The sequence below is a fragment of the Actinomycetota bacterium genome, from assembly GCA_040881665.1.
Lineage (GTDB): Bacteria > Actinomycetota > UBA4738 > UBA4738 > HRBIN12 > JBBDWR01.
Genome location: JBBECT010000007.1, coordinates 40,032 through 63,350 on the forward strand (window position 1 = coordinate 40,032; position 23,319 = coordinate 63,350).

Below are 23,319 nucleotides of genomic sequence, written 5' to 3' on the forward strand. Positions count from 1 at the left end.
CGAGATCGCCCAGATGTCCGGGTCGTATGCCACCCTCGGCGGGCATCGACCGACGAGCCGCTACGCCTCGCCGCGCTCCTCGGGGCGGGTCATGTCGATCGGCATCGCCGAGTGGCCCGTCATGACCTGTCCCGCTTGCTCCGCGTCCCGCCCCCGGAACGCATCCACCAGTGCCCGGTGCTCGTCGTCCGCGCGCCGACGGATCTCGGGGTGCCATCGCTGCGCCTGCGCGACGTAGACGGCGGATGTCTCCTCGAATCCCTCCAGGATCGACGCCAGGCGCGGCACACCCGTCGACTCGTGGAAGACCAGGTGGAACCGCGTGTTCAGCTCGACCCAGTTCCCGAGATCCTTCTCCTTCGCCATCTCCTGGCGCAGGCGGTCGGCCTCGCGCAACTCGGGTTCGGTGATGCGTTCGACGACGAGCCTGACCGCCAGGGGCTCCAGCTGATGGCGGATCTGGCGGATGTCCTCCATCTCGGTCCAGTTGAGCTCGCGCACGATGCCCCCACGGTGGCGGTCGAGGGTGATCAAGCCCTCGGTCGCCAGATCGCGCAACGCTTCGCGCACGGGGGTCGTGCTGACGTGCAACGTCGCGGCGAGGTCGGCCTGGATCAGGCGGGCACCTCCGGGAAGGTCTCCGCGAAGGATCGCTCGCCGGAGGGATTCCTTGACGAATTCGTGTGCCGTTCGTCGACCCTGATCATTGGCGAGGTTGGCCCACATACCGTCGTCGACCGTTTTCGCGCTCGCCATCAGGTCCCTCCTCGGTCTCGTTCCCCACCGAACGTCTCTCGAGGCCGAGCAGAACAGTTCCGGGGGTGCTTCCGACAAGATGTATGATACATCTCTTCTCGGGACATCCTATCGCTCGAGCACCACCGTACGGAACCGTCGGGACGTGAGCGGACCAGGTGTTCAGCCCGCAGCGTCCGGTGAGGAGCACTCCGATGAGCAAGTACGCACGAGGTCCATTCGGAGTCGATTGGGAGGACCGGATCGATTTCGATCGACTCCGACGGAACCGCATCCGGCAGGTCAGGGACACGCTTCGCGCCTCCGACATCGACGCGATGTTGTTGTGGAAGGACGAAAACGTCCGGTACCTGACCTCCCTGCGAGCACAGCTGATCGCCGGCAAGACGACCTCCTTGAACGGCGTGCTGATCTCGCAGGACTCGGACCCGATCCTGCTGTGCTCCGGAGGGGAGATCGACAAGGTCTCGATGGGGATGTCGTGGCTGACCGCGGCCCATCCGATCCCGATCATGGAGCAGCGAGAACTGGTCGACGGCTTCGTCAAGTCCACGCTGGTTCCGCTGCTGGCCGACCTGGGGGTCGACGCCGGGCGGCTCGGCGTCGACCAGGTCAACTACTCCCTCGTCGAGGCGATGCAGTCGCATGTGCCCGACGTCCAGCTGACCGATGGCGATTCGCTGATGCAACAGGCTCGCCTGATCAAGTCCGAGGACGAGATCGCGATCATCGAGGAGTCGTGCGCGATCGGTGATGCCGTGACCCAGCGCGCACTCGACGCAACGCGAGCCGGAAGGCGAGAGAACGAGGTTGCCGGCGACGCGATGCAGACCCTCTACTACATGGGCGGCGAGATGGCGCACGTCATCACGCCGTTCGTCGCTTCCGGTGAACACATGTCGCCCCCGCATCGCATCTGCACGGACAAGATCATCCGGAACCAGGACCTCTGTTTCATCGACATCGGCGCGATGTGGAACGGATACTTCGCCGATATCGGACGCACGACCATAGTCGGGAAGCCGTCCGCCATGCAGAAGCGTGTGTACCGCAGCGTGTACGAGGGTCTGATGGCCGGCGTCGAGAAGATGCGTCCCGGGAACACGAATCAGGACATCGCCGACGCGATCATCGACAAGGTCGGGCAACATGGATTCGCGGACAACCTTTTCAGCCTGTTCATCGGTCATGGGATCGGCATGGGGGCGAACGAACCCCCCTACATCGGCGAGACGCTCCCCGGATCGACGGCGTTCGAGCTCAAGGCCGGCATGGTGTTCGCGGTCGAGCCGCTCGTGTGGGTCCCCGACGTCCCGGGAGGAGGAGGGGTCCGCATCGAGGACATGGTGCTGATCACCGAGGGTGACCCGCGGATCCTGTCACGCGTCGAATACGAAGACCGACTGCTCGATTAGCGGCATCGGCGACTTGTCGGATCGCACCCGCAGACGGCGTCGACCGAACGTCGCCCTGAAGCATCGCGTCTGGACGCCGTCGCGGCGAACGTCGGAGCCACCTGTCATGCGTCGTCCCGCCGTCTTCGTGCTCGCCGCTGCCACGATCGTCGTGCTGGGAGTGAACTGGCCGATCATGTCGGCGGGGGTCGAGCTCGTCCCGCCGCTGTGGCTCGCGGCATTCCGGATGGCCGGGGCCGCGGCGGTTGTCGGCGCCGTCATGGCATCGAGAGGCGGTCTCCGTCGGCCGCTGCGCTCGGACCGACCGATCCTGTTCAGCGTGGGGCTGATCAGACTCGCGTTGGTGACTGCCCTGGTGTTCAGCGCCCTGCGGTTCGTCCCCCCGGGGCGCTCGTCGATCCTCGTGTACACGGCCAGCCTGTGGACCGTTCCGTTCGCCGTGGCATTGCTGCACGAACGCCTGACGGCACAGCGGATCGCCGGACTCGCCCTCGGGTGTGCGGGCATCGTCCTGCTGCTCGAGCCATGGGGGCTGGACTGGAGCGACACGCAGCTGCTCGTCGGCGTCGGGATGCTCCTCGCTGCCGCGATCGCGAACGCGGTGACCACGGTCCACATCCGCGGGCACCGATGGACCGGCACTCCGTTCGAGCTCATGCCCTGGCAGCTCGCCCTCGCGGCGGTGCCGATCACTGCGCTGGCGGTCATCTTCGACGGCGCACCGAGCATACGGTGGAACGCGGAGACGGTCGCGATCGTCGCCTATCAGGTCTTCCTGGGTTCGGCCTTCGGGTTGTGGGGGCTCATCACGATCAGCCGAAGCCTGCCTTCGATCACAACGAACCTCACCCTCATGGCAGTTCCCGTCGTCGGTCTGGCCTCCTCGGTCGTATTCGTTGACGAGCCGCTGACGGCCGCGCTCGTACTGAGTCTGCTCTTGGTCCTCGGAGGCGTTGGGCTCGGTCTGTGGTCGGATCAGGAGACCGGTGAGCCGGTGATCCCGTCCGCTTGATCTATCCCGGGTCGGTCGAGTGTCCTGGGGTCGCGGCCGCCGTCGAGATCGTGACCCCTCCCTCGTCGATCTCCATCTCCTCGGCGCGCTCACCGAGGCGCCACGTCGTAGATCGTCTTCTCCGGGTACAGGGCGGTGATCTGACCGCCCGGCTCGGCCACCGAATCCATCAAGCCGACGGAGAACTTCCCGAAACCGGCGTCGTAGCCCGCGTAGGACCAACGGGACCGACGCCGACGATCAGCAGGTCCAGCGTGGCGCGGCCGTTGCCGCTCGTCATCGACTTCGAAGGGCGAACAGGCCGAGGAGCTCGTACGCGGCGTGCGAGGCGGCAATGCTCGTCAGTTCGGCATGGTCGTAGGCGGGGGCCACCTCGACCACGTCTGCGCCGACCAGGTTCAACCCCGAGAGCCCGCGCAAGATCCCGATCAGCTCACGACTCGTGAGACCCGCGGCTTCGGGGGTCCCGGTCCCGGGCGCATGCGCCGGATCGAGCACGTCGATGTCGATCGAGACGTACAGCGGCGCATCTCCGACGCGCTCGCGGACCCGTGTCACGACCTCTGTCACGCTCGTCGACTGCAGGTCCATCGCGTGCACGATCGCGAAGCCGAAGCTCGCGTCGTCGACGAGATCCTGCGGCGTGAACACAGGTCCGCGCGTCCCAACGTGCATGGAGCGGTCCTTCGTGAGAAGGCCTTCCTCCCACGCCCTGCGGAACGGTGTCCCGTGCGTGTAGGAGGCTCCGAAGTAGGAGTCCCAGGTGTCCAAGTGGGCATCGAAGTGCAGCAGCGCGATCGGCCCGTGCCGCCGAGCCATCGCCCGCAAGAGGGGAAGGGAGATCGTGTGATCGCCACCGATCGTGAGCAGGCTACCGGCATCGGCCAGGACCGACTCCGCGGCGGCCTCGACCTGTGTGATCGCCTCGGCGATGTCGAAAGGGTTGCATCCCACGTCGCCGGCGTCCGCAACCTGTTGTGCCGCGAACGGCTCCACGTCCAGACCCGGATGGTACGAGCGGAGCAAGCGGGTCGCGTTGCGCACGGCGTTCGGACCGAAACGAGCCCCGGGCCGGTAGCTCACTCCGCTGTCGAACGGCACACCCACGATCGCGACATCACATCTGTCCACCTCGTCGAGCCGGGGGAGGCGCGCGAACGTCGAAGGCCCGGCGAACCGAGGGATCTGGAGAGGGTCGACGGGGCCAACCGGCCCGCCATCGCCCGCGCCAACTCGTGGATAATCCATGATGCAGGATTTTACCGGAAGGCCGGCTCTCGCGCGGGGTCCCGAGCGTGGAGGCCGTGGCCTAGCGACCTGCAGAGATCATGCAGCGATCGCCGACCATCGGGCGCCGGTTCTCCCGACGCGCAATCCCATGTCGAAGGTTGCCGACAGCGTTGCGTCGGTCAATGCCTCCTCGATCGGACCCGAGGCCACGATCTGCCCTTGACGAAGCAGCGCAGCGTGGGTCGTCGAGGCGGGGATCTCCTCGAGGTGGTGGGTGACCAGGATCGTCGTCGGGCCGTCCTCGACGCTCGCGTATCCCTCGATCGCGCGGAGCAGCGATTCCCGCCCCGGCAGATCGAGCCCCGCCGCCGGTTCGTCGAGCAGCAGCAGCTCGTGACGAGCGAACCGAGCGCGCGCAAGGAGCACCCGTTGGCGCTCCCCCTGCGAACACGCCGCGAAGGCCTGACCGGCGAGCCCCCCGCACCCGAACTCATCGAGCAGAGCGCGGGCGTACCCGTGATCGGCCTCCGTGAAGTCGTGGAACCAGGTCTCCAGCATCGATCCCCGACCCGTCAGCACGACGTCCAACACCTCTATCGACGGCCGGATCCGATCGGCGATCGCGTGGCTGACGTGGCCGATCCGCTCGCGCAGCCGTCGGATGTCGGTGCGACCGAGCTGCTCCCCCAACACCCACGCCTCGCCGCGCGACGGATGACGCATCGTGCCGGCGAGTGTGAGCAGGGTCGTCTTTCCACCGCCGTTCGGACCGAGGACCACCCAGTGCTCCCCGACGGCGACCTCGAGATCGATCGGCCCGAGGATCGTGCGCCCACGAGCGATATCGATCTGGACGCCACGCAGGGTCAAGGCATCACCCATGCCGTGCAGGATACGCACCGAAACGCGATGCGGCTTCGAACAACGCTTCTAGGACGGCGGAGGTGGTGGTGGCGGTGGAACGTTCCCGGGGGAAGGCGGGAGCGGCGGGGCTGCGGTCGTGGAGGGGGGGCGCGTGGCGCCAGCGGTCGAAGTGACACCCGATGCCCGATCGGGTGCTGTCGAGACCGGTCCCGACAGCACTCCGCCGATCAGCGCGACGATCGCTCCGGCCACCGCGACGTAGATGCCGATCCCGGCCGCCGCCTCGGCCAGACCGCCCGTCTGGATCGCGATGTCATCGATCGCGTCGTTGATGTTGATCAGGTCGTAGATCGCGATCCCCGCCGCCAGGACGGCGACGATCACGCCCACGACGCGCCCCCATCTACGGCCGGTCATCCACATCAGCGCAGCGCCCGCGATCAGGACCGCTCCGACGACCGTCAACACGCCGTCACCCTCGAGACCTCCGATCGATCGCTCCACGGCGAAGGGAGCGCTCACCTTCGCCCACGGGAGGACCGATCCGGCCGCGAGCACGACGGCTCCCACGAGCATCACGATCGGTCCGGGACCTCGACTCGTCACTGGCTGGCGCATCGTCTCCTCCTACAGCTTCGGGTACGGGTAGCCGACGCCCGTGGATTCGCGGGCCTTGGTCGCCTCGGTGAACGAGATCCTCGTAGGAACGTCCACCTTCCGCTGGCACTTGCCGCACGTGAAGCTCGTCCAGCGTTTCGCGATCGTCTGCGCCGTCTCGCAGTTCGGACAGCGGAAGAACCGGTGCTCGATGAAACAGCTGAAGCACGTGTAGTCGGTCGACTCGTCGGCCACCTGCTGCGGAACACGGCAGTCGGGGCACTCCACGTAGGCCATCGCTGGCGAGCCTACTCCTGGTCGGGGGGCGGGTCGACGATCCGCGCGACCTGCGCGAGGCGTGCGTCGCGCGACCAGGCGTCCTCGGCGACGACCGTCACGTGCCCGAGCTTGCGCCCGGGACGCGGCTCCTTCCCGTACCGATGCAGGTGCGCTCCCGGGACCGCGAGGATCCCCGCTGCCTCGGGCTCGGAGCCGATCAGGTTCAGCATCCCACTGGCGCCCCGCGGAGCGGTCGATCCCAGCGGGAGGCCGAGCACCGCCCGCAGGTGGTTCTCGAACTGACTCGTCTCGGAACCCTCGATGCTCCAGTGCCCGGAGTTGTGGACGCGGGGTGCCAGCTCGTTCGCGAGCACCCGCTCCCCCACCTGGAACAGCTCGAGCGCGAGCACCCCGACGTAGCCGATCTCGTCCATGATCCGGTTCGCGTGCACCTCCGCCTGGGCTTGCAGATCGAGCGTGACGTTCGGTGCCGGGGCGACGGAGCGCCGCAGGATCCCCTCCTCGTGGCGGTTCTCCACCAGCGGGTAGCACAGCGTGCGGCCCTCGTGATCTCGCACCGCGATCACCGACAGCTCCCGGTCGAACTCGACGAGCGATTCGAGGATGCTCGATGTGCCCCCGACCCTCTCCCACGCGGCCGCCGCGTCGCCGAGCTCGGCGATCACCGCCTGACCTTTGCCGTCGTAGCCGAGCCGGCGCGTCTTCAGCAGCGACGGGGTCCCGACCTCGTCGATCGCTTCCTGGAGCTCCTCGAGCGAGTCGACCGGCCGGTAGGCATGGAACGGGATGTCCACCACACCGAACAGCGTCTTCTCCGCGACACGGTCCTGCGCGACCTCGAGCGCACGCGGGGGCGGGAACACCGGTGCCCATCGCTCGAGGGTGCGTGCGGCGTCGACGGGAACGTTCTCGAACTCGTAGGTGACCACGGAGGCGCCGTCGGCGAGCCGCTGCAGCGCCTCTTCGTCGTCGTAGTCCGCGACGATCAGCTCCCCGAGACCGCCGACGGGCGCATCCGGGTTCGGATCAAGGAACCGGAAGCGCAGGCCCAGCGGGATCCCCGCCAGTGCGAGCATCCGCCCGAGCTGCCCGCCTCCGACCACGGCGACGAGCATCGCTACTCCTCGGAGGGGTCGGGATGCGCGAGCACGTCGTTCGTCTGTCGCTCGCGGAACGCCTTCAGCCGTTCGCGCACCGCGCCGTCGCCGAGCGCGACCACGCCCGCCGCCAGCAGCGCCGCGTTCACGGCGCCGGCCCGGCCGATCGCGACCGTGCCGACGGGAACGCCCGACGGCATCTGGACGATCGACAGGAGCGAGTCGATCCCCTTGAGCGCCTTCGACTCGATCGGCACGCCGAAGACGGGGATCGTGGTCTTCGAGGCGGTCATCCCGGGCAGATGGGCGGCGCCGCCCGCCCCCGCGACGATCGACCGCAAGCCTCGCTGTTCCGCGGCCGCCGCGTACTCGAACAACAGGTCCGGGGTGCGATGCGCGGAGACCACGCGAGTTTCGAACGGCACGCCGAGCTCCTCGAGGGTCTCGGCCGTATGCCGCATCGTCTCCCAGTCGGACCGGGATCCCATGATCACGCCCACCACCGGTTCGGCCATCGCTCCATGCTACCCGGCGGGCATGCGCCGCAGGGCCCACCGGGCAGCGGGCCCAGCCGATAGGCTCCCGAGCTATGTCCGACCGCTACAGCAGGATGCTCGCCGGATACGCGGCGGGCGTCACCACGATCCCGGACTCGACCGCCCACGAGGTCAAGCGACGGATCCTCGACTCGATCGGTGTCGCGACCGCCGCGTTCGATGCGGACTCCCCGACCGCCGCACGTGCGTACGCGAACGCCTTCCCCGATGCGGCCGGCGCCTCGATCTGGAACACGTCCCGGCGCGCGAACCCGGAGATCACGAGCTTCGCGAACGCCGTGGCCGTGCGCTATCTCGACTTCAACGACACGTACCTATCGAAGGAACCCCTGCATCCGAGCGACGTGATCCCCGCGCTGGTCGCGATCGCCGAGGTTCGCAACCGCTCACCGCGTGAGCTGCTCGAGGCGATCGCGGTGGCCTATGAGATCCCGGTGACGCTGTGCGACGCGGCGAGTCTGCGCGCGCACGGCTGGGACCACGTGAACTACATCGCGATCGGGGCCGCGCTGGGTGCCGGCATGCTCGTCGACCTGGATGAGCAGCATCTCGAACACGCGGTATCGATCGCGACCGTCCCCCACGCGGCGATGCGGCAGACGCGGGCCGGCGAGCTGTCGATGTGGAAGGGCGCCGCCGCCGCGAACGCCGCGCGCAACGGCATTTTCGGGGCGCTGCTCGCCGAGGCGGGGATGACCGGACCGAACGAGCCGTTCACGGGGGAGATGGGGCTGTTCGCGCAGCTCCTCGATGGATCGGGGTTCGACGACACGACCCTCGCCGGGATCGCGGCCGGAGGCGCTCCGAGCCGGATCCTCGACACCTACATCAAGTTCTGGCCGGTCGAGTACCACGCGCAGAGCGCGGTCGACGCCGCGCTGCGGCTCCGGAGCGAGATCGGATCCGTCGAGATCGCGGCGATCCGGATCGACACGTTCCGCACGAGCTACGAGATCATCGCGAAGGATCCGGAGAAGTGGGACCCGAAGACGCGGGAGACCGCCGACCACTCGATCCAGTACATCGTGTGCGCCGCGCTCGAGGACGGCGAGGTCACGATGGCGACGTTCGACCTCGACCGGATCCGCCGGCCGTCGACGTTGGGGCTGCTCCAGCAGCGCACGACCGTCGAGTCGGACGACGCGCTCACGGACGGCTACCCCGACGGGGTTCCGAACCGGATCACCGTCACGACCGCCGACGGAGTCGAACACGTCCGTGAGGTGCGCTACCCGCGCGGGCACGCGAAGAACCCGATGACCGACGAGGAGGTCACGCGCAAGTACCGGGCGAACGTCTCCGGACGCTGGTCCGACGAACGAGTGGGCCTCGTGGCCGAGCACGTGTGGAACCTCGACGAGTCGACCACCCTCGAGTACCTGCTCGCACAGCTCCGAACCGAGGAGGCGAACACATGACCTGGCTGACACCCGATCCCGGTGAGCACCCGGCGAAGAAGCTCCGCGAGCTGCTCCGCTCGGACGAGACGCTCGTGGTTCCCGGCGTGTTCCACGGCCTCTCGGCGCTTCTGGCCCGCCGTGCCGGTGCGCAGGCCGTCTACCTGTCGGGGGCGGGGTACTCGGCCTCGATGGGCCTTCCGGACATCGGCCTCGTGACGCTCGACGAGCTGGCCCGCAACGCACGACAGATCGTTCGGGTTACCCGCATGCCACTCATCGTCGACGCTGATACGGGCTTCGGATCCGCGCTGATGGTGATGCGGACCGTGCGGGAACTGGAAGGGGCCCGGTGCGCGGCGATCCAGATCGAGGATCAGCTGGATCCGAAGCGCTGCGGCCACCTCGACGGCAAGGAGGTCGTGCCGGCCGAGGTGATGGTCGAGAAGGTGGCGGCCGCCCGCGAGGCCGCCCAGCACCTCGTCGTCGTCGCTCGCACCGACACACGTTCGACCCATGGTCTGGACGAAGCGATCCGTCGCGGTATCGCCTACCGCGAGGCGGGCGCCGACGTGATCTTCCCCGAAGCGCTCGAGACCGAGGAGGAGTTCGCGTCGTACGCGAAGGCGGTCCCCGGGCCGCTCCTCGCGAACATGACGGAGTTCGGCAAGAGCCCCCTGCTGCCCGCGGCTCGGCTCGGCGAGCTCGGGTTCCGGATCGTGATCTTCCCCGTGTCGGCTGCGCGGATCTTCTCTCAGCTCGCCGGCGAGTTCTACGACGAACTGCTCACGACGGGAACGCAGGAGGCCTGGGTCGATCGGATGTTCACGCGCGAGCAGCTGTACGAGCTGATCGGCTACGACGACTACGCTGCGCTCGATTCGACGCTGGCGCGCTCGACGCGGGACATCGCGCGGGCGGGCGATCCGCCTGGGAGGGATCCCGCATGACCGATCCGACCCACGAGTACCGCCCGGGTCTGGAAGGCGTGATCGCCACCGACACGCAGGTGTCGTTCCTCGACCTGGAGACCGAGCAGATCATCGTGCGTGGCTACGACCTGATCGAGCTGGCGCGCACCGCCCGGTACCCGGATGTCGCGTACCTGCTCCTGTACGGGGAGCTCCCGACCACCGACCAGCAGGCCGGGTTCGACACCGACCTGCGCGACGCCGCCGCGTTGCCGCCGGGGATGGAGGCCGTTCTTCGGTCGCTGCCCCCGGAGATGGACGCGATGGACGCGCTGCGCACCGCCCTGTCGGCGCTCGCCGGGTTCGAGGACCCGGACGTGCTCGCCGACACCTCGCACGCGGCGAACCTCGCGAAGGCGACGCGGATCCTCGCGAAGGCCCCGGCGGTCGCGGCCAACGCCTACCGCGCCACCCACTCGCTCGAGCTCGTCACGTCCGATCCCGAGCTCGGGTTCGTCGCGAACTTCCTGCACCTGCTCCCGGGGCCGGACGTCGACGAGGAGGCGATCGAGGTGTTCGACCGCGTGCTCACCTGTTATTCCGAGCACGAGCTCGCGAACTCGACACTGACGGCACGCGTCGTGGCGAGCACGCTCGCCGACATCTACGGCGCGATCGTTGCCGCCACCGCCTCGCTGAAGGGACCGCTGCACGGCGGAGCGAACGAGGCCGGCGCGAGGATGTTCGCCGAGATCGCCGCGAACGGAGGCTCGTCGACCGCCGAGACCTACGTGCTCGACAAGCTCGAGCGCAAGGAACGCATCATGGGCTTCGGCCACCGCGTCTACATGCATCGCCCCGATCCCCGGGCCACACTCCTCGCCGAGGATCTGACGACGCTCGCCGCTCGCCGACCCGGTGGCGAGGATCTCGTTCGCAGCTACGAGATCTGTGTCGCGACGATGGAGCGGGAGAAAGGCCTGTACCCCAACACCGACCTGCCGATCGGCCTGCTGCTGTACCTGCTCGACATCCCGATCGACCTGTACACCCCGGTGTTCCTGTGTGCCCGGATCGCGGGACTCGCGGCGCACGTTCTCGAACAACACGACGACAATCGCCTCTACCGTCCACGCGTGCTGTACACGGGTCCTCGCGAGAAGCATCCCTGATGGCCTCCCGCTACACGCTCGGGCACACGCCGGCCTCCGCCGAACGCCTCCGCTACGTCGCCGCGATCGCGGACGAACAGACCCGCTTTCTGCTCGAGAACCTGACGATCGACGAGCCGCCCGCGCTCGTCGTGGACCTTGGCTGTGGCCCCGGCTACACGACGCGCCTGCTGGCCGAGACCTTGCGACCGGATCGGACCGTCGGGCTCGACGTCGCGGAGTCGTTCCTCGAAGTCGCTCGGCAATCCCCGCACGAAGGGCTCGAGTACCGACGTCACGACCTGCTGGAGGGTGAACTGCCCGTGTCCGACGCCGACGTGGTGTTCACCCGCTTCCTCCTTTCACACCTGCCCCGACCGACCTCCCACCTAGGGACGTGGAGCCGAGCTCTGGCTCTTGGCGGTCGCCTGATACTCGTCGAGGTTGAACGCGTGAACTCACCGGACGCTGTGTTCACCGACTACCTCGCGATGCTCGACGGACTCCTTCGATCGCAAGGAGGCGTCTTCTCGGTGGGGCCTGTCCTAGCCGAGGCCGAACGTCCAGAGGATATGACGACGGAGCTCGATCGGGTCGCGACCTTCGACGTGCCTGCGTCGCTCGCGGGGCGCTCCTTCCATCTGAACCTCCAAAACGTTCGCAACGACCCCTATGTCCTTGACGAGGTCGGCCCGGAGCGCGTCGATCGGATCGATCGTGGCTTGGCGGAGCTGGCCGAGGGAACGAGGACCACCACGATCACCTGGCAGCTCCGCCAGCTCGTGCTCCGCCGAACCGGATAGATCCCCCTTCAGCGGCGCTTCTTCAGGTCGCGCAGCACCTTGTGGCTCGCGGCGTAGCCTGGGGCGCCGGTGACGCCGCCGCCGGGGTGCACGCCGGCGCCGCACAGGTAGAGACCGTCCACCGGCGTGCGGTAGTCGGCATATCCGGGGACGGGACGCATGAAGAACAGCTGCTCGATGTTGAGGTCACCGTGGAAGATGTTCCCCTCGGTCAAGCCGTACGTTCGTTCCAGATCCAACGGGGTGACGACCTGCATCGCCTGGATCGCGTTGGGCACGTTCGGCGCGTAGTGCGCGATCTTCTGCACGACGCGGCGGCCCAGCAGGTCGCGCTTGTCGTCCCACGTTCCTTCTCGGAGCTCGTAGGGCACGTACTGCACGAAGCACGTCATCACGTGGGTCCCCGGGGGCGCGAGGGAGTCGTCGACGTTGGACGCGACGACGCAGTCGACCCACAGGTCCTCGGGGATCTCACCCCACTTGGCGACGTCGTACATCCGCTCCGCGGCCTCCAGCGTCGGCACGAGCGTCGCGAGCGAGCGGCGGATCGGATCGGCGTCGTCGGGCATGCCGGTCCAGCGAGGCTCCTCGGACAGCGCCATGTTCACCTTCGCGCACGGACCGTCCATCTTGATGCCCTCGACCGACAGGCGGAACTCCTCCGACAGGTCGCCCTTCTCGAGCAGGCCGAGGAACGTGCGTTTCGGGTCGGCGTTCGACACGATGGTCTTGGCGTGCAGTTCGGTGCCGTCCTCGAGCACGACACCGGTCGCGCGTCCGTCCTGCGTGAGGATCCTGGCGACGGGAGCGTCGGTGCGGATCTCGACGCCGGCGTCGGTCGCGGCGGAGGCGATCGCCTGGGTGATCGAACCCATGCCGCCGATCACGTGACCGTAGAAGCCCTGGACGTCGTCGTCGCCGCCCGACAGCAGGTGGAACAGCAGTCCGATCGCCGTTCCCGGCCGGTAGGGGGGCGAGTGCATCCCGTAGACGTTGTTCGCCAGGTACATCCGCTTGATGTACTCCGACTCGAAGTGCCGGTCGAGGAACTCCCCCAGCGAACCGGTGAGGAACGAGACGAGGTCGGTGATCTCGTCCCCCTTGATTGTCCGGAACCGCTTCAGCAGCCTGCGCCCCTCGGACAGCTTCTTCCAGCCGCGTGCGTGCACGTCCGGCGGCTCCTCCAGGAAGAACCCCTGCAGGTAGCGCGCGAGGTGCTTGAGCCGCTTGTCCACCGTGTCGAAGGTCTTCGCGTCGGCGGCGGAGATCTTGGACCATTCCCGGACCGTGCGCTCGTGATCGGTCCAGTACGGGATCACCGTGCCGTCCTCGAACACCGACTGCAGACCCGGTTCGCACGGGACCATACGCAGCCCCCGCTGCTCCAGCTGCAGGTCACGGATCACCTCGGGTCGCAGCATCGACGCGATGTAGGAGGTGGTCGACGCCCGAACCCCCGGCGCGATCTCCTCGGTGACACACGCTCCGCCCACGAGATCGCGGCGTTCGAGCACGAGCGTCCGCAGTCCGGCGCGTGCGAGGTAGGCCGAGGCGGTCAGGCCGTTGTGGCCCCCGCCCACGACGATCGCGTCGTAGCCGTTCGAACTCATCGCAACCTCACGCGCCGGTCTCGGTCTCGGTGTGGTCGTAGTACTCGTAGGCCGACATCGCCTTACCCGACGTCGAGCGCCACGGGCGCTCCGCGTCGGGCAGCTTGCCGAGCACCTTGGCCATCGCACGGATGTGTCCCGCGACCGAGCCGCAGCACGAGCCGATGAACCCGATGCCGGCCTCGTTCGCCTCGCTGGTGAACTCGGCCATGTCGTGGCGCGAGACCTGCATCGGATCGAGCGCGTAGGGGAAGTTCTCGAACGAGGTGAAGTCGGGCTTGTCGTCGGTCGTCGCGTACGCCACGGGCTGGGTCGCGACCGGTCCGGAGACCGCCGCCCGGATCCGCTTCGCGATCCGCAGCTGCTGGACCGGGCCGTTGAGGCAGTTCACCCCGACGATGTCCGCGCCGGCGTCCTGGAGCTTGACCGCCGCCTCTTCCGGGGTGTCGCCCTCATAGGCCTTGGGATCGGACTGCTCGTAGGACATCGTCGCCATCACCGGGAGCCCGGTGGTCTTCGCGCGTTCGACGAACAGGAGGGCCTCTCCGACGTAGCTGAACGTCTCCCCGATCCAGAAGTCGGGGGGTCCCGCATCGAGCTGCGCCTGGAGCTGGCGGTCGAAGAGCGCGCGGACGTGATCGGCGCTGGCCGGATCGGCGGGCTCGTAGGCCCACGTGACCGAGAGGTTGCCCGCGACGAGCGCGTCGGACTCGTCGGCGACCTGCCGGGCGATCCGCACGGCGTCGCGGTTGATCTCGTCGACCTTCCCCTCGAGCCCGACCGTCGCGAGCTTGTCGTCGCTCGCGTAGAAGGTCATCGTCTGGAGCACATCGACCCCCGACCGCAGGAACTCGCGGTGCAGCTGGGTCAGGGCGTCGGGGTGGTCGAGGACGACCTCGGGCGTGAAGGGTCCGGCCTGCACGTAGCCGCGCTTCTCGAGCTCGAGCAGGTAGCCACCGTCGCCGAGCACCGGCCCCGCAGCCAGTCGTTCCAGGATCCCTCCGGGCATGTGCCTTCCCCCTCCGTCGCTCCCCCGGTCGGCCCGCCGGGTTCTCGGCCGAGTCTAGGCTGGCCGCGCGGCAGCCCTCCATGTGCCCCCGTGACCACGGGTCGCCGTTCCGACCCCGGCGCCCGCCGTGCTCCTGGTCAAGGGGTCCCCCCGACGGGTCGACACCTTGAACGGGCAGCATGCCGCTACGCCGGCGTGCCCCCCTGGCCAGGACGGATGGAACGGACGAGGGATGCAGGAAACCAGCGACCGGCACGACAACCTGGCCGAAGCCGTGCGTGATTCGTTCCGACCTGCGATCGACCTCGCCCCGGTCATCACCTACATCGACGACCTCGACGGCGCGAGCACCTCCCTGTACGTGAGCCCCCAGACGGAGGAGCTGCTCGGCTTCTCCGAGCAGGACTGGCTCGACGACCCGGATCTATGGGAGAAGATGATCCACCCGGACGATCTCGAACGCGTCCTGCGGGAGAACGACGAGTCGGAGACGACCGGCTACTTCTCGACCGACTACCGCATCCTGACGAGGGACGGTCGCACGCGCTGGATCCACGACGAGGCCGTGATCGTCCGCGACGGCGACACCCCTATCTTCTGGCGTGGGTCGATGGTCGACATCACCGACCGCAAGCTCGTGGAGGACACGCTCCGGCGAACCGAGGCGCAGTACCGGGCACTGGTCGAGCGGATCCCCGGGTGCGTGTACATCGAGGAGCTCGAGACGAGTCGCCTAATCTACATGAGCCCGCAGATCGAGGAGATCACCGGGTACCCCGACGCCGCGTTCGTCCGCACCGCGGACATGTGGCACGACATCGTGCACCCGGACGATCGGGCCCGGTACATGGAGGCCGACCACGACGCGGGGGTCTCGGGCGAGGCGTTCTTGATGGAGTACCGGACGGTGCGTCCCGACGGGACGGTCGTGTGGGTCCGCGACGAGTCCCACCAGATCGTCGAGGACGGCGTGCCGCTGTTCCGGCAGGGGCTCGTGATCGACGTGACCGAGCGCCACGTCGCCGAGCGTGAGCGTGCCGAGCTGTTGGGACGCCTCGTCACCGCCCAGGAGGAAGAGCGGGCGCGGATCGCCTCATCGATCCACGACGAGCCGATCCAGAAGATGACCGCGGTCGGGCTCCGGCTGTTCACGCTGCGATCCCATGTTCGCGGCGAGGGAACCGGGGCGGTGCTGGACCAGCTCGAGAGCTCGGTCAACGAGGCGATCACGCGCATGCGCGGCCTGCTGTTCGAGCTGCGTCCTCCGGCGCTGGAACGCGACGGTCTCGCGAGCGCGCTGCGCCAGTACGCCGACACGACCGCCCGGGAAGGCGACCCACGGGTGACGGTCGAGAGCCTGCTGACGATCGACCCGCCGATGGCCACACGCACGATCGCCTACCGGATCGTGCAGGAGGCGCTCTCCAACGCCCGGCGCCACGCGGGGGCCACGAGGATCGCCGTCGAGCTCGACGATCACGAGGGCGGGGTCCGCGGCCGGGTGATCGACGACGGATCGGGGTTCACTGTCGACGCGGCCGGGGCGCTCGCCGCCGACGCCGCGCACCTGGGGATCGCCACGATGCGTGAGCGGGCCGAGATGGCCAAGGGCTGGATCCGGGTGGAAAGCGGACCTGGCGAGGGAACCTCCGTCGAGTTCTGGCTCCCCGCGACCTGACCTAGCGCGTGATCGCCTGGGCGAGGCTCTCGAAGTTGTCGACGTAGAGCCGGGCGTCCTCGTCGCTCATCACGATCGAGGTCGTCCAGCTCTCCCACTTCGAACCCGGGCTCTTGAACACTCCCCGGTTCAGCTGCCAGAGCCACGCGAGCTGCGGGATCCGATCGTCGATCTCCCACAGGTCGCGGTACGAGTGGATCGGTTCGCTTCGCCAGTCGATCGAGCCCTTGGCCGACAGCATCTTCATGCTCGCCGGCAGGCGGTGGCGCTCGATCACGCCGTTGCAACCGTCGAGGATCGCGTTGATCTCGTCGAGGCGCGTGTAGGCGTCCTTCGTGAGCACCTCGGTCAGGTTCACCTTCGCCGCGGCCATCGTGAGCGGGTTCCCGTTGAACGTGCCGACCTGATCGAGGTCACCGTCGATCACCATCCGCATCGCCTCGCGCGTCCCGCCGATCGCTCCGCACGGCACCCCGGCACCGAGCGACTTCGCGTAGGCCAGGAGGTCGGGCTGCACACCGAACGCCTCGACCGCACCGCCCCACGCGGTCGTGAAGCCGGTCTTCACCTCGTCGTAGGCGAGCATCGCGCCGTTCGCGCGACAGATGTCCTTCAGGCGCTGCAGGTAGCCCTCGTCCGGGAGCACCACGCCGCAGTTGGTCATCACCGGCTCGACGATCATGCCCGCGATCTGTCCGGGATGTTCGGCGAACGCCTTCTCGAGCGCCTCGGCGTCGTTGAACGGAACGTTGATCACCAAGTCGATGAACGCCTGCGGGATCCCCTTGGACTGCGGGACGGACACGGGATGCTGGACGGGGCCGGCGTCCTCCGGGGCGGGGAACACCGACACCATCAGGGAGTCGTGGTGCCCGTGATAGGTGCCCTCGACCTTCACGATCAGGTCGCGGCCGGTGCTTGCGCGCATGATGCGCACGGCGTCCAGCGTCGCCTCGGTGCCCGAGTTGCCGAACCGCCAGAACTCCAAGCCGGTCCGTTCGACGAGGTTCTCGGCGACGATCAGCGCGTCCTCGGTCGGCTGGGCGAAGTGCGTCCCGAGCTCGACGCGCTTCTGCACCGCTTCGACGATCTTCGGGTGCGCGTGGCCCATCACCATCGCGCCGTAGCCGTTGTGGTAGTCGACGTACTCGTTCCCGTCGATGTCCCAGACCTTCGAACCCATGCCGTGGGTGACGTAGATCGGGTGCGGCGGCCACGACTGCCAGCTCGACGACACCCCGCCGGGCAGGTGCGCCGCCGCCTCGCCGCGATAGCTCAGGCTGCGCGCGTGCTTCGCGTCCAGCGCGGCTGTTTCCTCTTTCGTGAGCTCCTCGACGAGATCGAGGTCGATCTGCACGGTTTCGGTCGTTGCCAAGGGGTATCGGCTCCTCGTCGATGTGGGCGGCCCGGGCGTGTCGGCACAAGCACCCGTCCAGCGTACCCGCGGACGCCCGTTCGGGCAGGCGCCGGACCGTCAGCTCGCGAGCATCGCGGCGAGCTCCTCGAAGTTCGCCACGTACCGCTGCACGTCCTCGATCGTGTGCTGCACCGAGAGCGTCCAGGTCTCCTGCTTGGACCACGGCGACTTGAAGATGCCGCGGTTCTGCTGGACGAGCCAGGCCAGGTAGGTGATCCGCTCGTCGATCCCGATCGCGTCGCGGTACTCGCGGACCGGTGTCGGGGAGTAGATCACCGAGCCCTTCGCGCCGATACCCGTCACGTAGGCAGGCAGCTTGTAGGACTCGATCGCGGCCCCCGTGCCTTCCTTCATCGCCCGGTCGAGGGTGTTCAGGTGATCGTAGGACTGCTTGGTGAGCACCTCGGTGAGGGTCGCCTTCGAGGCCGCCATCGTGAGCGGGTTCCCGTTGAAGGTCCCGGCCATGTCCATCTCGTCGTCGAGGACCATCTGGTACAGCTCCTGCGTCGCGCCGATCGCGCCGCACGGGATCCCGCCGCCGATCGCCTTCGCGAGACAGATGATGTCGGGAACCACACCGAAGGCCTCGACCGCTCCCCCGTAAGAGATCGTCGCACCGGTCTTCACCTCGTCGAACGCGAGGTACGCGCCGTGCTTGTGAAGCAGGTCCCGCACCCCGGCGAGGTAGCCGTCATCGGGCAGGATCACGCCGCAGTTCATCATCGCGGGCTCGACGATCATCCCGGCGACCTTGCCCTCGTTCTCGTTCAGCGCGCGCTCGACCTCGGCGAGATCGTTGAAGGGAACGACGCGCACGAGATCGGCGAATGCCTGCGGGATCCCCGGGACCTGGGCGAGCGTGACCGGATGCTCACGCGGGCCGATCAGCTCGGGGTCGGGGATCACCGAGAACATCAAGGAGTCGTGGTGCCCGTGATAGGTACCCTCGATCTTGAGGATCAGGTCCCGGCCGGTGGTCGCGCGCATCAGCCGCGCGGCTTCGAGCGTCGCCTCGGTGCCCGAGTTGCAGAAGCGCCACAGCGGGAGCTTGAACCGATCGCGCAGGTTCTCCCCGATCTCGTGCAGGTCCTGGGTCGGCTGCGCGAAGTGGGTGCCGCGCTCGGCCTGCCGCTGGATCGCGGCGACGATCTTCGGGTGCGCGTGGCCGGCGACCATCGCCCCGTAGCCCAGGTGGAAGTCGATGTACTCGTTGCCGTCGATGTCCCAGAGTCGGGAGCCCTTGGCGTGGTCGGCGAAGATCGTGTGCGGAGGCGAGTCCTGCCAGCTCGAGGCGACCCCCCCGGTCACGGTCTCGGCGGCGATCTCCTTGTACTCGATCGAACGCCGGTGCTTCGGCTCGAGGGTGGCCTCCTCCGCCGCGATCAGGTGGTCCACCTTCTGGAGATCGATCTCGACGGTCTCCCTCACTGCCATGCCTTTCGCCTCCCTACCAGGAACGACCGGGGTTGAACGGCCGTTCAGTCGACCCGCCCATGGTACCCCAGAGATGCAAGCCCGACCTCTGGTCGGAGGTCTCTCCCCGGCTGAACGCGGTTCGGTTCCGTGGCGCGAAGGGGAGTCTGGCGCCCGGGTCCACGGCGGTACAATCGACCTCGCACGTGGTGGCCGTAGCTCAATCAGGTTAGAGCACCAGGTTGTGATCCTGGGGGTTGGGGGTTCAAATCCCCTCGGTCACCCCACACCGCAACGCCATCCCACGGAGGCGACACGTTGACGAACGAGCCAGTGAGGTTCTTCGGCCCCGACACCGGGCCCGGGGTCATCGTGATCCACGACTGGTTCGGTCTGCTGCCCGGGATCGTCTCCTACGCCGAGCGACTCGGCGATGCCGGCTTCCGTACGGCGCTTCCCGACATCTACGAGGGTCAGACGACCACGGACCCGGCCGAGGCCGAGGTCTTGATCGACCGCTTCGAACAGCCGCCGGCTCTGGCGGTGGTGAAGCAAGCCAGCGAGCGTCTGACCGACGCCGGCCCGCTGCCCACGACCTTCGGCTTCTCGGCGGGCGGCTGGATGGCCTTCCACGCGGCCGCAGCGGGGCTCGCCGGTCCGGTCGCCGCCGTGTATGCGGTTCCCGGCGAGTCCAGTCGCGACGCGATCTCGAACCCGGTCGCGCTCCACATGGCCGCCGAGGACGATTTCGACCCCCCCGACGCCGCCGAGCGGTTCGCGGCCTCCCTGAGCGCCCGCGAGATCGAGGCGACCGTGACCACCTACCCGGGAACCGTCCATTCGTTCGCGAACCAGGACGTTCCTCAGTACGACGCGGAGGCGGCCGAGCGCATGTTCGAGAGCGTCGTCTCGTTCCTTCGCCGCCACGCGACGTCGGGCGGGGGCTGAACGAGCTTCAACGCTGCGGGTCGTCCCGGCGCCCTTGGTAGCATCCTGCCGGGCCTCTAGCTCAATCTGGCAGAGCAACGGACTCTTAATCCGCAGGTTCGGGGTTCGAATCCCCGGGGGCCCACCGAGTGACCTGCAACTTCACCGGCCCCGCCTCCTACCCATTCCCGAAAACCGCCCAGTTGTCAACGACGTGTCAACGGGAAGAAGCTGAGAGTGTGTCGGGGGGCGATGCGATGATCAACGCCGGCCGCTCGAGAGGTGTGAACGACGAAGAACCGACCCGCGATCCTCGTTCCCTTCGCGGTCGTCCTCACCACTGCCGCGCTGGCGATCCTGCCCGTCCTAGCTTTCGCCGTGGAGCATGTCCAGCGCTGGTGGTGGATGGGTACCTTTACGATGCTCAGCGTCGGGCTGTTGATCTTCGCAGTCCTTGGGATCCGGGTGGCTTGGGAGATCCTGAGCGACTTGCGGGCCTGGCGACCGCGGGGATGGAGGGTCGGGCACGTCCGGCTCAAGGAGCTGCCGCCCGACACGACATCGCTCTGGCTCCAGCATCGAACGCTCGCTGTTGACATCGGAACAGTCCAGTGCCAGGTCACAGATCCGAATGGTGATCGCACGAGCTCCGACCTGATCCTCGTGCAGCGTTGGAAGGATCGGCCCGAGGCCGGGCACTTCGCCACTCTGTTTCCAAAGTCATTCCTCGGAGCTCCCCGGCCCTTGCCGAGTGGGAGCTACCGCGTCGAATGGTGGTCGGTGGGAGACGTGGCCCCGGCACCGATCCGGCGGCATCGGTTCGCGATTCGCGCCGGCAGGATCCGAGGAACAGCCGACCGAAGGAGCCATCGACCGGGGCCTTCGGCGTGTACACCGAGGAGTCTCGTTAGTCATCTCTCAGCCGTCCGAGCAAGCAATGCTGCGGAAAACGCCGCGCGCTAGTCCAAGACCCCTGCGGATAAGATCCGTCTCGTGTCTCACAGCGACTGGCGGGATCCGGTAGCCCACCTGCGAGCGATCCTGTCCGGCCCCACCCAACAGCAGCAGCGGATTGCTCGGGCCGCGGGGGTCACGATTCCGGCTCGTTTGCCGCAGCCTGTCGCCGCCGCGCGACTTCGCGCCGCACTTAGAATCGACCTTGAGCTTACCCGCGAGTACGAGCCTTCGGACGGCGAACTCGCCTACCTTGCCGCGCTAGCCAACTCGCTGGGTGTCCCCGTTCCCAGCTGCTCAACGCGCGGCGAAGTAAGGGCTTGGGTTCAAGCACTTCGCGCGAAACAACGACGCGCATCACTCCGCGCCCTGAAGTTGAAAAGTGGCGACATCGTGGCTGTGGAGAACGACCCGATGTCTGCTGAGGAAGTTTCTTCGATAGGAAGGGACGGGACTGTGTACTTGAGAGGTCATCGGCAGGCGTGGCCAGACACCCTAACTGTGTTGGCACGTCCCAACGACCAGTCCGACCACGCAGCCGCCTATCGTCAACAAGCCCGGAACAATGCGGCCGCCCGAGCACGCCGACGTGCCCCCTCTCTGGAGATGCTTCGTCAGCTCCAGAACTTCGCGTGCCCGGACACGCCAACCGCCGTCGAGATCGACGAACTCGAGCGCGTTGTCGATGCTGCTACCGACGAGGGGCCAATCCAGGCCTACCTCGGGGCCCATCCCCACGTGCTGGGAATGTTGATGCGTGGACCCGATCGCTTCGTAGTTCCGCAGGTGAGGCTCGGCAGAGATTATGTGGGCGACTTCTTCCTTGCGAATGTTGATTCCTCTGGTATCAGATGGATTCTGCTGGAGCTCGAAACACCGAAAAGCGACACCACGTTGGCGAAGAGCAGACGCCTCGACAAACACGCGAGAGACGGGCTAGGTCAGATCCGCGAATGGCGGGAATGGTTGCAGAACAATCTCGACCAAGCTAAGCGACCGCGCTCGGAGGATGGGTTGGGTCTGTTCGACATGAGGCCGCAGGCTGACGGACTGTTGCTCGTCGGCCGAAGACACAGGCTAGGGACTGACGCTCGCTCCCTCCGGCGTCAACAGGCTGAGGAGAGCCGCGTGACAATTCACACATACGACTGGCTGATCGAGAGCCTCAGGGGGGCCTTGAGCTACGTAGGACCGCCTGGGGCCAACCCGCATCTGATTCATGACTTGCCCTCGTCTGATGGAGGAAGGACCGATGAGTCGAGGGGATAGAGGGAAGCTGACGGACGAGCTATACACCACGTCGAGAACGTTCGCCCGGACTTCGATAACAGCCTACGAAGACGATCAAGACAGCGTCTTCCTCCTGCACGCCGCCACAGCTCTCGAGCAACTCGCCAAAGCGTTCCTAGCATCCCAGCACCCTAGCTTGCTCATCGACAAGGACTTCGACGCCCTCTTGCATGTTGTGGGCTTGCCGCAGGCGGCAAAGCGCCCTCCGTCAAGAATGAGAACAGTAGGCATGGAGACCGCCTTGCAGAGGTGCTCCCTATTCGCACCGGCGCTGATGCGAATGGACCGGGAGCTGAGCACACTCCGGGAGGTCCGCAACGGGCTAGTGCACCTAGGTCGGTCTGCTGAATCATCGTCAGAGGTGCTCCTTCCCTACCTCCAGGCCACGGACATCCTTCTCGCTGAGCTGGCTCAGGGAAACAAGGCCGACTATTGGGGAGACTCCCATCCATTCGTTACGGCGACGCTTTCGGAGGCGGTGGAATCCAACAGGGAGCAGGTCGAGCGGCTATTGAGCGACAGCAGGGCTGCGTTCACTCGTCGGTTCAAAGGCTCCGACCCTTCATGGAAGGAAGAAGTGGTCACGATCACCGTGTCAGGGTATGACCTCGACAGACTCGAGCGGCAGCTCTATGAGTGTCCAGCCTGCGGTAGTGACGCCCTCGCTGAAGGTCATATCGAGCCTGACTATGAATTCGACGAGGAAGTAGACGACGGTCAGTTCGTGGTCCACGCGGACTTGAAAGCGCTCTTCTTCTACCCCCAGAGGCTCCAGTGCAGGGTCTGCGGACTGCACCTGGACGGCCCACAGCAGATCGATGGCGCAGAAGTGCCTTCAAACTGGGAACTCCCCGACCCCAACCTCGACCAGCTCAATGCGTGGGAAGCGCGGTGGGCTGACGTGGACTACTAAGCCGATAGCGGCCCGAAA

At 67.3% G+C, this 23,319-nt stretch carries 21 protein-coding genes, 2 tRNA genes and 1 pseudogene; 12 read left to right on the forward strand and 12 right to left on the reverse strand.

From position 1 onward, the window contains the following. Window positions 1–60 precede the first annotated feature (60 nt). Window positions 61–756, reverse strand: coding sequence for a GntR family transcriptional regulator (locus WEF05_10385; protein ID MEX1102290.1), 696 nt, complete (start codon window positions 754–756; stop codon window positions 61–63). A gap of 194 nt (window positions 757–950) precedes the next feature. Here WEF05_10385 and WEF05_10390 point away from each other — a divergent pair, with 194 nt between their 5' ends. Together WEF05_10390 and WEF05_10395 are read left to right on the forward strand one after the other, a co-directional pair. After that, window positions 951–2,171, forward strand: a complete 1,221-nt coding sequence (locus WEF05_10390) for a Xaa-Pro peptidase family protein (protein MEX1102291.1) — start codon at window positions 951–953, stop codon at window positions 2,169–2,171. Window positions 2,172–2,277: 106 nt separating this feature from the next. Continuing rightward, complete coding sequence (locus WEF05_10395) at window positions 2,278–3,183, forward strand: DMT family transporter (GenBank protein ID MEX1102292.1); 906 nt, start codon at window positions 2,278–2,280, stop codon at window positions 3,181–3,183. A gap of 98 nt (window positions 3,184–3,281) precedes the next feature. On the opposite strand, the pseudogene WEF05_10400 reads toward WEF05_10395, so the two are convergent. The 7 genes and pseudogenes from WEF05_10400 to purE form a co-directional block, all read right to left on the reverse strand. Further along, a pseudogene (locus WEF05_10400) lies at window positions 3,282–3,463 on the reverse strand (ferredoxin--NADP(+) reductase). Further along, window positions 3,460–4,431: an agmatinase gene (speB, locus tag WEF05_10405; GenBank protein ID MEX1102293.1), complete on the reverse strand. Its 972-nt coding sequence runs from the start codon at window positions 4,429–4,431 to the stop codon at window positions 3,460–3,462. The pseudogene WEF05_10400 and the gene speB overlap by 4 nt, the downstream one beginning before the upstream one ends. Before the next feature lie 78 nt (window positions 4,432–4,509). Then, a complete protein-coding gene (locus WEF05_10410) occupies window positions 4,510–5,295 on the reverse strand; it encodes an ATP-binding cassette domain-containing protein (GenBank protein MEX1102294.1) in 786 nt (261 codons plus the stop codon). A 48-nt stretch (window positions 5,296–5,343) separates the two neighbouring features. Next, window positions 5,344–5,895 (reverse strand): Trp biosynthesis-associated membrane protein, encoded by a 552-nt coding sequence (locus WEF05_10415; GenBank protein ID MEX1102295.1) that lies wholly within the window; start codon window positions 5,893–5,895, stop codon window positions 5,344–5,346. A gap of 9 nt (window positions 5,896–5,904) precedes the next feature. Beyond that, window positions 5,905–6,171 (reverse strand): hypothetical protein, encoded by a 267-nt coding sequence (locus WEF05_10420; GenBank protein MEX1102296.1) that lies wholly within the window; start codon window positions 6,169–6,171, stop codon window positions 5,905–5,907. An 11-nt stretch (window positions 6,172–6,182) separates the two neighbouring features. Continuing rightward, on the reverse strand, window positions 6,183–7,289 hold the full coding sequence (locus WEF05_10425; GenBank protein ID MEX1102297.1) for a 5-(carboxyamino)imidazole ribonucleotide synthase: 1,107 nt from the start codon (window positions 7,287–7,289) through the stop codon (window positions 6,183–6,185). Between the two features lie 2 nt (window positions 7,290–7,291). Further along, window positions 7,292–7,786, reverse strand: a complete 495-nt coding sequence (purE, locus tag WEF05_10430; GenBank protein MEX1102298.1) for a 5-(carboxyamino)imidazole ribonucleotide mutase — start codon at window positions 7,784–7,786, stop codon at window positions 7,292–7,294. 74 nt (window positions 7,787–7,860) lie between these two features. Between purE and WEF05_10435 the strand changes: the two genes are divergently transcribed. From WEF05_10435 to WEF05_10450, 4 genes are read left to right on the forward strand one after another with little or no spacing between them, the layout of a single operon-like run. After that, a complete protein-coding gene (locus tag WEF05_10435) occupies window positions 7,861–9,246 on the forward strand; it encodes an MmgE/PrpD family protein (protein MEX1102299.1) in 1,386 nt (461 codons plus the stop codon). Further along, a complete protein-coding gene (gene prpB, locus WEF05_10440; GenBank protein ID MEX1102300.1) occupies window positions 9,243–10,175 on the forward strand; it encodes a methylisocitrate lyase in 933 nt (310 codons plus the stop codon). The genes WEF05_10435 and prpB overlap by 4 nt, the downstream gene beginning before the upstream one ends. Further along, window positions 10,172–11,308 carry a citrate/2-methylcitrate synthase gene (locus WEF05_10445; protein ID MEX1102301.1) on the forward strand — a complete coding sequence of 379 codons (1,137 nt, stop codon included), beginning with the start codon at window positions 10,172–10,174 and terminating at the stop codon, window positions 11,306–11,308. The genes prpB and WEF05_10445 overlap by 4 nt, the downstream gene beginning before the upstream one ends. Continuing rightward, window positions 11,308–12,090 (forward strand): class I SAM-dependent methyltransferase, encoded by a 783-nt coding sequence (locus tag WEF05_10450; GenBank protein MEX1102302.1) that lies wholly within the window; start codon window positions 11,308–11,310, stop codon window positions 12,088–12,090. Before WEF05_10445 ends, WEF05_10450 begins: the two co-directional genes overlap by 1 nt. A gap of 8 nt (window positions 12,091–12,098) precedes the next feature. Here WEF05_10450 and WEF05_10455 read toward each other — a convergent pair whose 3' ends face one another. Both WEF05_10455 and WEF05_10460 read right to left on the reverse strand, forming a co-directional pair. Beyond that, on the reverse strand, window positions 12,099–13,700 hold the full coding sequence (locus tag WEF05_10455) for an NAD(P)/FAD-dependent oxidoreductase (GenBank protein MEX1102303.1): 1,602 nt from the start codon (window positions 13,698–13,700) through the stop codon (window positions 12,099–12,101). Between the two features lie 7 nt (window positions 13,701–13,707). Continuing rightward, window positions 13,708–14,709: a homocysteine S-methyltransferase family protein gene (locus tag WEF05_10460; GenBank protein ID MEX1102304.1), complete on the reverse strand. Its 1,002-nt coding sequence runs from the start codon at window positions 14,707–14,709 to the stop codon at window positions 13,708–13,710. A 232-nt stretch (window positions 14,710–14,941) separates the two neighbouring features. Here WEF05_10460 and WEF05_10465 point away from each other — a divergent pair, with 232 nt between their 5' ends. Further along, window positions 14,942–16,387 (forward strand): PAS domain-containing protein, encoded by a 1,446-nt coding sequence (locus tag WEF05_10465; protein MEX1102305.1) that lies wholly within the window; start codon window positions 14,942–14,944, stop codon window positions 16,385–16,387. A 1-nt stretch (window position 16,388) separates the two neighbouring features. Here WEF05_10465 and WEF05_10470 read toward each other — a convergent pair whose 3' ends face one another. Both WEF05_10470 and WEF05_10475 read right to left on the reverse strand, forming a co-directional pair. After that, entirely contained in the window at window positions 16,389–17,762 is a 1,374-nt protein-coding gene (locus tag WEF05_10470) for an aspartate aminotransferase family protein (GenBank protein ID MEX1102306.1), read from the reverse strand. 99 nt (window positions 17,763–17,861) lie between these two features. Continuing rightward, on the reverse strand, window positions 17,862–19,238 hold the full coding sequence (locus WEF05_10475; protein MEX1102307.1) for an aspartate aminotransferase family protein: 1,377 nt from the start codon (window positions 19,236–19,238) through the stop codon (window positions 17,862–17,864). A gap of 188 nt (window positions 19,239–19,426) precedes the next feature. Here WEF05_10475 and WEF05_10480 point away from each other — a divergent pair. The 5 genes from WEF05_10480 to WEF05_10500 all read left to right on the forward strand — a co-directional run bounded on the left by WEF05_10480 (window position 19,427) and on the right by WEF05_10500 (window position 23,301). Beyond that, a tRNA-His gene (locus tag WEF05_10480) sits at window positions 19,427–19,504 on the forward strand. Between the two features lie 31 nt (window positions 19,505–19,535). Continuing rightward, complete coding sequence (locus WEF05_10485; GenBank protein ID MEX1102308.1) at window positions 19,536–20,165, forward strand: dienelactone hydrolase family protein; 630 nt, start codon at window positions 19,536–19,538, stop codon at window positions 20,163–20,165. A 50-nt stretch (window positions 20,166–20,215) separates the two neighbouring features. Further along, window positions 20,216–20,289 (forward strand) — tRNA-Lys (locus WEF05_10490). Window positions 20,290–21,251: 962 nt separating this feature from the next. Further along, entirely contained in the window at window positions 21,252–22,367 is a 1,116-nt protein-coding gene (locus WEF05_10495; GenBank protein MEX1102309.1) for a Shedu anti-phage system protein SduA domain-containing protein, read from the forward strand. After that, a complete protein-coding gene (locus WEF05_10500) occupies window positions 22,351–23,301 on the forward strand; it encodes a hypothetical protein (GenBank protein MEX1102310.1) in 951 nt (316 codons plus the stop codon). The genes WEF05_10495 and WEF05_10500 overlap by 17 nt, the downstream gene beginning before the upstream one ends. Window positions 23,302–23,319 lie beyond the last annotated feature (18 nt).